Origin of the sequence: Bartonella sp. AP4SXKL, from assembly GCF_042195845.1 — a bacterium.
GTDB lineage: Bacteria > Pseudomonadota > Alphaproteobacteria > Rhizobiales > Rhizobiaceae > Bartonella.
Window position 1 is genome coordinate 1 of record NZ_JBHIPA010000008.1, and the last position, 8613, is coordinate 8613.

Genomic DNA, 8613 nt, shown 5'->3' on the forward strand with positions numbered 1-8613 from the left:
TATCATTTTTTATTTTTTTTTAAATAAAATAACCCAAACTTTACCAATAAAATATTGAACAAAAAATCCTATTTCAAGACATTATTGGCAACAAGCAATTATAGGCAAAATCTGCCTTCATAAAAATAAAACATGAAAACAGCAAGGAGTTCAAAGAGAGCATGGCGCCTTTAAAGTAAAATATAGCACCCCATTGCAATGCATAAAAATAGGAAGTTGCCTAGGAATCAGTTAATCACAATAACGCTTGTTTTTGCTACTTTAATAGAGAAAATTTTCTGCGCAGATACGATTTATAAAGACATTGCTGTATAAAGAGAATCGCATGATCTGTAATTTGTAAAAAGAATCAAATTCCTGTAGAAGCATGCTAAGCTATCTATCTATCTAGCTTTCTTTATTTAATATTGAAAAGTACTCTTATAAATCTATGTGGGATAACGAACAACAAAAAAACGATCCTGGACAAGACCCTGCTCTTGTCGTCAAGCGCTTGCGGCCTGCGCGCCGACAGGTCTCTGCTCGTTGGCTTACGGGAACCATTCTGACAGGAATCACTTCCTGCATTCTTATGGGGATTGCACTTTTTACGGCTCTTGATGAACAACAGCGATTGGTAACACCGCCACAATGGTTTACGCAAGAAAACCTATCAGAATCACAAGACCCTGAGGCCAATGGCTATAAAGGTGATCGTATTTCTCCCACCCATGCAAGGCAAAGCTTTGACAGAAAACGTCAATTTGAACTATCGATTCTACAAAAAAAAGGCGATGAAAAAGTCATTCAAACACAACATTTTGAATGGATTCGTATGGCTTTAGCCGAAAATCGCCCCCAGAAATATAGCTATCCAAAATTTGATTCTTTAAGCATTCTTGCTAGTGATACGAAAAATCAAAATATCGCACCACAAGAAGATTCTGGGCAGATTTATGGAGCAAAGGTTGAAACAAAACTCACCTTACGCAGCTATGATTTTAAGGTAAATCAATTCGATTTTGATGACAGCGACACATTGACAGATGAAGAGGCACAACAAGAAGTACAAAAAGCTGGATTTACTTTAGAAAAGAGCTCCGAACTTCTTTCAGTTCTCACATTGATTGATCCTTTAAAATTAGAAGATGTATCCTCCCCTTCCCAAGGCACAGAATCCCCTGAAGTTCGAATCGTTCAAGAAAATGTAACCGTTTCTCCTCAAAGTCACCGTATCGATCTGACGAAAAACTATGTTGAAGATATTATTCCTATTCGTAAAAAACAAACGATAGCCGATGCTTTCAAAAAAACCAGTTATACAAAAAAGCAAATTGACCAGGTTGTAAAAACGCTAGAAAAAATAAGCCTTTCCGATTCCCTTAAAGAGGGAAGCCTTTTACGCATTGGTATTGTGACACAAGCTGGTGAAGAAGACCATCTCGTACGCGCAAGTATCTATCAAGGGATGCATCATGTTCTCACCATTGCCCTGAATGATAAAGGCCAATTCATTGAAAGCACAGAGCCTAAAATGTCTAAAGCACTTAAAACGGCTTTTCAAAATGGTATTCCACATTCTTATATCAATAGCGCGCAATTACCAACGGCTTATGATGCACTCTATAGTGCTTTGCTAAGCCATAATATATCACAATCTCTCTCTCATCGTCTTATTCGTCTGCTAGCCACCAATATTGACATGAAAAGTCCGATAACACCCAATGATCAGATCGAAATATTTTATGCTGTACCACAAAGCGATAAAGAAAACAAAAACGGCAAAAAGAATTTGAAAGCAAAGGAATCATCCAAGAACGCTGATCCAGAAATTCGTTATATTAGTGCAACTTTTGGGAATACAACTTATAAATATTACCGTTATCAATTAAAAGATGGAAGCGTTGATTATTATGATTCTGAAGGGAAAAGTTCAAAGCCTTTCTTGCTGCGCAAACCCACACCAAATGGCATTTTTGGCTCTCCCTTTGGTCCACGCAAACATCCTATTTTAGGCTATGTCCGCATGCATACGGGTGTTGATTGGATTGCTCCTAAAGGATCACCCATTATTGCTGTAGGAGATGGTATTGTCACAAGAGTAGGCGTAACAGGCGGCTATGGAAACCATACGGAAATTCAACATGCCAATGGATATGTCAGCAGTTATTCACACCAAAGTCGTTATGCACCAGACATCAAACCAGGCGTGAAAGTACGACAAGGACAAATTATTGGGTATGTTGGATCAACAGGAATGGCAACCGGTCCCCATTGTCATTTTGAAATCATTGTCAATGGCGTCAAAGTTGATCCCATGCGCATTCGTATACCGGATAGCAAAGCCTTAACCAATCAAGACCTACAAACATTCCTACAAGAAAAAAACAACATTGATGCCTTGATCAACAGCCCAATAGCACCCTCCGAAGAAACTTAAAGCATCTGCATTTTTACGACTCAAAACATCTAAAAAATATGCTTGAGCGCTTACTTTTCTTAAAGAGATTTCCGCATTTTAAATATCTATTAAAGAATACGCCGAAAGATGCCACCCCCCAAGGTCGCATCACAATGATTAAAAATAAAACGCCCTCCCCTTTTCAGGTTTACGCACAATAGAAAAGTGAAAAATATGAAACCCCAAAAGGTTAACTCTTCTTGTTTATTTTATCAAAACGATAGCCCGTCCTTATTTGCCATGCAATAAAATCTCAAATCAAAGAGGTGCCCGCTAAAGGATGAAGATTCTAAAATCCATATCAATCTATAAACAACCCGACTTCTTTTTGAATAGATTCCACCTATTGAATGCTTGTTGTGCATAGCCCTAAAGGACAGTGTTTCATGAACTTTCTAAGCAAGTTATCCTTGAGAATATTTGTTACACACTTTTACAAAAACACCCCATATTTAAAGTTTCACATGCCTTACAAAAAATAACAAAACTTGAAAAAACTCTCTCTTTGCAAAGCAATAGAGCTTACGAATATAAGTATTATTGGCTTAAAGAAGCACTTATTCAAAATAAATTTAAAGGCTAACTTAAGCACTTCAAAGCTCTCAGACAAGGAGAACTTTGAAAGCCGATCATCGGAGTCAACAAAGCAAAAAAACAACAAGAGAGAAAATCAAACATTACACCAAAAGATAAAGAAGCAAAATTGTTTCTCTTGAAGGCAATTGACAATCTGATATGAATGGTGCTGTGTTCGCGCTACTGAAGCCGTATTTTTCCTTCTTCTTGTGAAAAGATGCCCTCCCCATACATTCACGATGAATGAAAGGCAGCTTACCACGAGAAAAGAGAAAATTTACCCTTTTAAAAAATCAGTCAGAGCTTTTTTTTGAACTATTCATGCTAAGTTTTGGCAAAGGAATGACAATCTTTGTGCCTCCTAAAGCAGAAGTTTCAAACAGAGGTTTTTCACCAAATTGCATACAGAGCTGTTCCACGACCACACGACCAAGTCCTGTTTTTTGTTTTAAAGTTTGGCTTTTCATTCCCACGCCATCATCTTCTACAATGAGCATCAATTGTCCATCTTTCTGGGGACCAAAGGAGATATAAATATGACCAGACCGTTGATCAGGAAAGGCATGTTTTAAGGAATTTGTCAGCAGTTCACCAAGGATAATTCCAAGTGTTGTCGCATCTCTTGAAGACAGGCGACAATCTTTAAAGTTGGTGTGAATGGTGATGTTTTCACGCAATTCAAAAGGGACTGCCAATTCGACATCATGCACAACAGAGCTGAGAAACTCTGCCAATAAAGTCGTTTCCATATCATCACTTAAGCGCAAACGACGATGTGCTGTAGAAATTGTCTGAATACGATCACGTGCAGCCCCTAGAACAGCACGTACCTCTTCATTTTTGCTCCGGTTTAACTGGAGCCCCAACAAAGAAGACACCGTCCCAAGAGAATTGCCAATGCGATGGCTTGCATCCTGCAACAATATTTCAACCCGTTGGCGTTCTTTTTCAGCGTGATTACGTGCTCTTTCTAATTCTTGTGTTCGTTCTTTCACGCGGGCTTCCAGAGCGATATTTTCACTATGAAGCAGCAATTGATACAATTTTAAAGAGCGCATATCACGATGAAAACGATTAATAACAAAATAGGCAGAAATAAAGGTACTCACAACGGAAACAATAGCCGCCAATGTCAAAGCCGCCCGCATCAATGCGATACCCTCACGCTGTTTTTGTCGCACCACATCATCCCCATTAATAAAGCTTGTCATCAATTGAGCTAAACGTGCTACAGGAATCTTTGATACTTCCAAAGAGTCCGCATGAGAAGGTTGAGAAGGTTGTTCAGGAATCGCATCAAGAGCACGCATATGGGCATTCATAAAGGCTTTTCGTGCTTCAACCTCTTCTTTAAAAGCCGTAAACCATTTATACCACTGCGGATGCGCATAAACAATAAGTGCGATATAGTCGAGAATATTCCCCAACTCCCGCTCTGCATTTTCAAAACGTATTTTATCTTCCGCCTTGCGCGTTTTTGCATAGCTGCGGTCAGCAACAGCCATATCAATCAGGCTAATAAGGACCAAATCAGCCTGTTCGCGCAATTCTGAACTTGTATTCAACTGTGCGACTTCTCGATCAACGGCATTTGAAAGCAACATAATAAAAACCGATGCCAAAAGAGCCATAACAAGAGAAACAACAATCGCACCCCACCGCCAGCGTGATATCGTTGCATCAGAAGAAGGCATTTGAGGCATCAAATTTGTTTTTGTTGTCATAGAATGTCCATTGGCGAACTTGAAAGTCGTCATTTTTCAGCACAAAGGAAGGCAACCTTATGGAACATAAAACCTAAAGCCCGTGAGAAAGTTTTATACAGGCTTTCTTGTGTTCCTAAGGATACACGCCAAACTTCTGAATTCCCTCAGATACTGACTTTACTGTAATAGCTATAACGGGAATAAAAAAAACAAGGCTATCGATCATAATTATTATGCTTTTTTAGCCGTTAAATGAACACAATGTACTTCCAGCTGAGTAAGAATCAGGACCATAATCAGACTCACCATTGACTTTAAGAAGTTCTTGTAATCGATTACGCGCCCTGCTCACACGGCTTTTAATGGTTCCAACAGCACAACCACAAATAGCCGCAGCATCTTCATAAGAAAACCCCGATGCGCCAATAAGAATAATGGCTTCTCTTTGATCGGCAGAAAGCAAATTTAAGGCTTTTTTGAAATCTTGCAAATCAAGCGATCCATATTGAGCAGGATGAACAGCGACATTTTGAGTAAACACGCCGTCGGTATCTTGAACTTCTCTTCCCTTTTTACGCATTTGACTATAAAATTCATTGCGCAAAATGGTAAAAAGCCAAGCTTTAAGATTAGTTCCCATCTCAAAACTATCTTGCTTAGCCCATGCCTTCATAACAGTATCTTGGACCAAATCTTCGGCTTTATCGTGCTTGCCACTTAAAGAAACAGCAAAAGCTCGTAAAGCCGGCAACACAGAAAGGAGTTCTTGTTTAAAATTTTTCGCGCACTTTGACATAAAGGATTCAAACCTTTTCCACATTGTTTAAGCCAAATTGCTCTGCGCGCTCCAACTTCTCTAAAAGCTCAAGCAAACACCGTGGCAGTGCTTCTTCTTGAATTTCCATGTAAAATTGACGTAACTTCCGTGCTATTTCGCTATTGACCCCGAGAAGATCATCTCCAACTCTAAATTGTGTGGTGAGATTTTTTTCATCACGGTCGTTCATTTTTCATCCCCCTAATCCATATATTACTGGTAGCACCGCGAAGAATTTTTCGCCTTATGGTTGTAAATATAGCTGCCGGTAAAAAGTTCCATACAAATCAAGGAACTTTTTTATCGGTTGAGAATTTCAACCAACAAAATGCTTGAAAGGTCAAAGGAGTTATAAATTATGTCATTATCAACGCGCATTGCCCCGCATCTTCCCTATCTTCGGCGTTTTGCCCGCTCTGTCACCGGTAGCCAATCCTCTGGCGATGCCTATGTGTCAGCGATGTTGGAAGCACTCATTGCCGACATCTCCATTTTTCCCAAAGCCTCCACTGACCGAATTGGTACCTATTGGCTTTTTTGCCATCTTTTTGACCAAACCACACCGAACATCCCAGAACCCCTGCCCCAATTTGGTCTTGAACAAAAAACCAGTGCCAAATTATCCTATCTCACGCCCCGTGCACGCCAAGCATTTTTGCTCATTGCCGTTGAAGGGTTTCATGAACAAGACGCCAGCGAAATCATGAATCTGGATACGAAAGAATTTCGCAAGCTTCTCAACCAAGCATCCATTGATATTTCTCAACAAATTGCCACTGAAGTAATGATTATTGAAGATGAACCTCTTATTGCACTTGATATTGAGCAAATGGTAGAAAGCCTAGGTCATCATGTTGTAGGAATAGCGCGCACGCGTGATGAAGCTGTCATCATGTATCATAAGAAAAAACCACGGTTGATTTTGGCTGATATTCAATTAGCCGATAACAGTTCAGGGATTGATGCGGTCAACGAGATTTTGAAAAATGACCGTATACCGGTGATTTTCATCACGGCTTTTCCCGAAAGGCTTCTCACTGGCGAGCGTCCAGAACCAACTTTTTTAGTGACCAAACCTTTTAACCCTGATATGGTGAAAGCGCTTATTTCCCAAGCTTTATTTTTTCAAGAGAATGCTTCTAAAGCGGCTTAGAACAGGGTAACATCTTAAAATTATGATCGTTACGCCTCTTTCAAAGCCTCCCATGGATAGATCTCATATGAGTGCGCTCATGCAAGCGATTCGTGGTGCTGATATTTGCGTTCTCTATCAGGCAACAAATCTGGTTTATTTATGGGCTGAAAACTTGCCACATCATTTGCACAATAAATGGCGGGTTGGGTGTCGTGACAGCGACTTTTTTTCGCTTGACCTTGCAGACAATATGGAAACCATCAAACTGCAAGTTTTAGCCAGTGGCAAAATGCAAACTGTTGAAGCACGTTTTGAAGATACAAACAAACAAGAGATTTGGTACAAATTTTCTATTGATTGCCACCGCAATGATAACGAAGACATTATTGGTATTATCACCACCGGTGTCAATATTTCCGGCTTACGCCGCCGTGAACAAGTGCTTAAAATCCTTCTTCGCGAAGTCAGTCACCGTTCTAAAAACCTTCTAGCGATCATTCAAAGTATTGCCAGCCAAACCGCCCGCTATACTGAATCTCTTCAGGTTTTTTTACGAAAATTTCAAGGTCGTCTTCATTCTCTTTCTCATTCTCAAGATCTGATCACTGATTCCGATTGGCGCGGTGCTCAATTTCGCGAATTGGTCCAAACGCAGGCTTTAGGTTATTTTATGAAAGAAACAGAACGTTTTTCACTTGAAGGCGTCGATCCTTATCTTTTTCCCAATGCCGCTTTGCATATCGGTTTGGCTTTTCATGAACTGATTGTCAATTCTCTTTCTTTTGGAGCCCTTTCCCAAGAAAAGGGGAGCATCTGTGTACGCTGTGAAATTGAAACAAAACTGAATGGCAAAACGCAACTTATCATCACTTGGCATGAAAATTTTGAATCCGGCATCCCTCCCACAAACAATAAAAAAGCCTGTTTTGGTAGTGCCGTTCTCGAAAAAATCGTTCCCATTTCCGTGAATGGTTCAGCTTCCCTCAAATTGACACAAGAAGGAATTGTCTATTGCCTCTCTGTTCCTGATACTTATTTTGATATTTTTTCTTAAAAGAGCATTTTAAACAATGAACAAGAGAATTTTCCCCTTTTTTAGCAAAATGTCTCATCTGTTTATTAAGCACAAAGATATTTTCCAACCTCTTTAAACCAACCTCTATAGTCCCCCAATAGTTCCGCAAAACCTTAACGATGAGAACTGAAAGCCACATAAAATCCATTCCCGCTGTCAATCAACTTCCATCCCTCATATAACCGGCATATTTTAAAACAGAAACCAAAACGATAAAGAGCAAACCGTTTCAGCTTTTATATGCCAAATAAAAGCGAGCCTGTTACCCATCTCTTTTTGTGTAATTTTCGCAATGCGTATATAATTTTATTTTGGCAGAATATGAAATTTCAAGGAGTAAAGCTAATATCCATCATCACTCTTCAGCTTTACGGGCTTAAAGCATCCACGACAACGACAATTAATTGATGTAAATTACACATTTTATGCTTTTATTTATCGCATTCTTTAATGGAGATATCCTCTTCAGTTACAATAGGGCATCCTAAAACAGGATACACTTGTGTTCCTCATTCACGCACTTTTTTAATATTTCCCAGCGCATCCACGCTCATTTCAAAACAGTATGTGTAAATAAGATATAATAGCCCCCGTAAAGTGAACCATCAAAACCGCCCCTTGTTACGCCACGTCCTTCTTTACCTTCATGCCCCTTTTCACTTCATAAAAGTAGTAGCTGAGCATCATCATACCATTTGTCTCTCATGTTACAACAGCCATTGACCTTTGAGAGCGTCCATAAGAGGCATTTCAGTCTTTTTTCAAATATTACTCACCGACATAGAGCCCCCACACACACCCTTTTATGACGTGCAAGCCAATGACTTTGATTAATTCACTATAGAACCCGCATCTCAAAGGGGA

Annotated in this window: 6 protein-coding genes; 3 read left to right on the forward strand and 3 right to left on the reverse strand. The window is 39.6% G+C overall.

Annotated elements, in window-relative coordinates; translation table 11 throughout:
• Positions 1–430: 430 nt before the first annotated feature.
• The gene (locus ACFIMI_RS05280; RefSeq protein WP_375682572.1) at positions 431–2419 is read left to right on the forward strand and encodes a M23 family metallopeptidase; all 1989 of its coding nucleotides are present in this window, start codon (positions 431–433) and stop codon (positions 2417–2419) included.
• Positions 2420–3309: 890 nt separating this feature from the next.
• Here ACFIMI_RS05280 and ACFIMI_RS05285 read toward each other — a convergent pair.
• The 3 genes from ACFIMI_RS05285 to ACFIMI_RS05295 all read right to left on the reverse strand — a co-directional run bounded on the left by ACFIMI_RS05285 (position 3310) and on the right by ACFIMI_RS05295 (position 5729).
• Positions 3310–4740, reverse strand: a complete 1431-nt coding sequence (locus tag ACFIMI_RS05285; protein WP_375611692.1) for a sensor histidine kinase — start codon at positions 4738–4740, stop codon at positions 3310–3312.
• Positions 4741–4963: 223 nt separating this feature from the next.
• Positions 4964–5518: an RNA polymerase sigma factor gene (locus ACFIMI_RS05290; RefSeq protein ID WP_375611691.1), complete on the reverse strand. Its 555-nt coding sequence runs from the start codon at positions 5516–5518 to the stop codon at positions 4964–4966.
• A 7-nt stretch (positions 5519–5525) separates the two neighbouring features.
• Positions 5526–5729: a NepR family anti-sigma factor gene (locus ACFIMI_RS05295; RefSeq protein WP_375610684.1), complete on the reverse strand. Its 204-nt coding sequence runs from the start codon at positions 5727–5729 to the stop codon at positions 5526–5528.
• A gap of 168 nt (positions 5730–5897) precedes the next feature.
• Here ACFIMI_RS05295 and ACFIMI_RS05300 point away from each other — a divergent pair, with 168 nt between their 5' ends.
• On the forward strand, positions 5898–6692 hold the full coding sequence (locus ACFIMI_RS05300; protein WP_375607013.1) for a response regulator: 795 nt from the start codon (positions 5898–5900) through the stop codon (positions 6690–6692).
• A gap of 22 nt (positions 6693–6714) precedes the next feature.
• Positions 6715–7728, forward strand: a complete 1014-nt coding sequence (locus ACFIMI_RS05305) for a sensor histidine kinase (RefSeq protein ID WP_375618002.1) — start codon at positions 6715–6717, stop codon at positions 7726–7728.
• Positions 7729–8613: the final 885 nt, after the last annotated feature.

Bases quoted from the DNA above. Each gene is read 5' to 3' on its own strand.
- ACFIMI_RS05295 (WP_375610684.1), bottom strand. From the start codon at position 5,729: ATGAACGACCGTGATGAAAAAAATCTCACCACACAATTTAGAGTTGGA.
- ACFIMI_RS05305 (WP_375618002.1), top strand. From the start codon at position 6,715: ATGATCGTTACGCCTCTTTCAAAGCCTCCCATGGATAGATCTCATATG.
- ACFIMI_RS05285 (WP_375611692.1), bottom strand. From the start codon at position 4,740: ATGACAACAAAAACAAATTTGATGCCTCAAATGCCTTCTTCTGATGCA.
- ACFIMI_RS05300 (WP_375607013.1), top strand. From the start codon at position 5,898: ATGTCATTATCAACGCGCATTGCCCCGCATCTTCCCTATCTTCGGCGT.
- ACFIMI_RS05280 (WP_375682572.1), top strand. From the start codon at position 431: ATGTGGGATAACGAACAACAAAAAAACGATCCTGGACAAGACCCTGCT.
- ACFIMI_RS05290 (WP_375611691.1), bottom strand. From the start codon at position 5,518: ATGTCAAAGTGCGCGAAAAATTTTAAACAAGAACTCCTTTCTGTGTTG.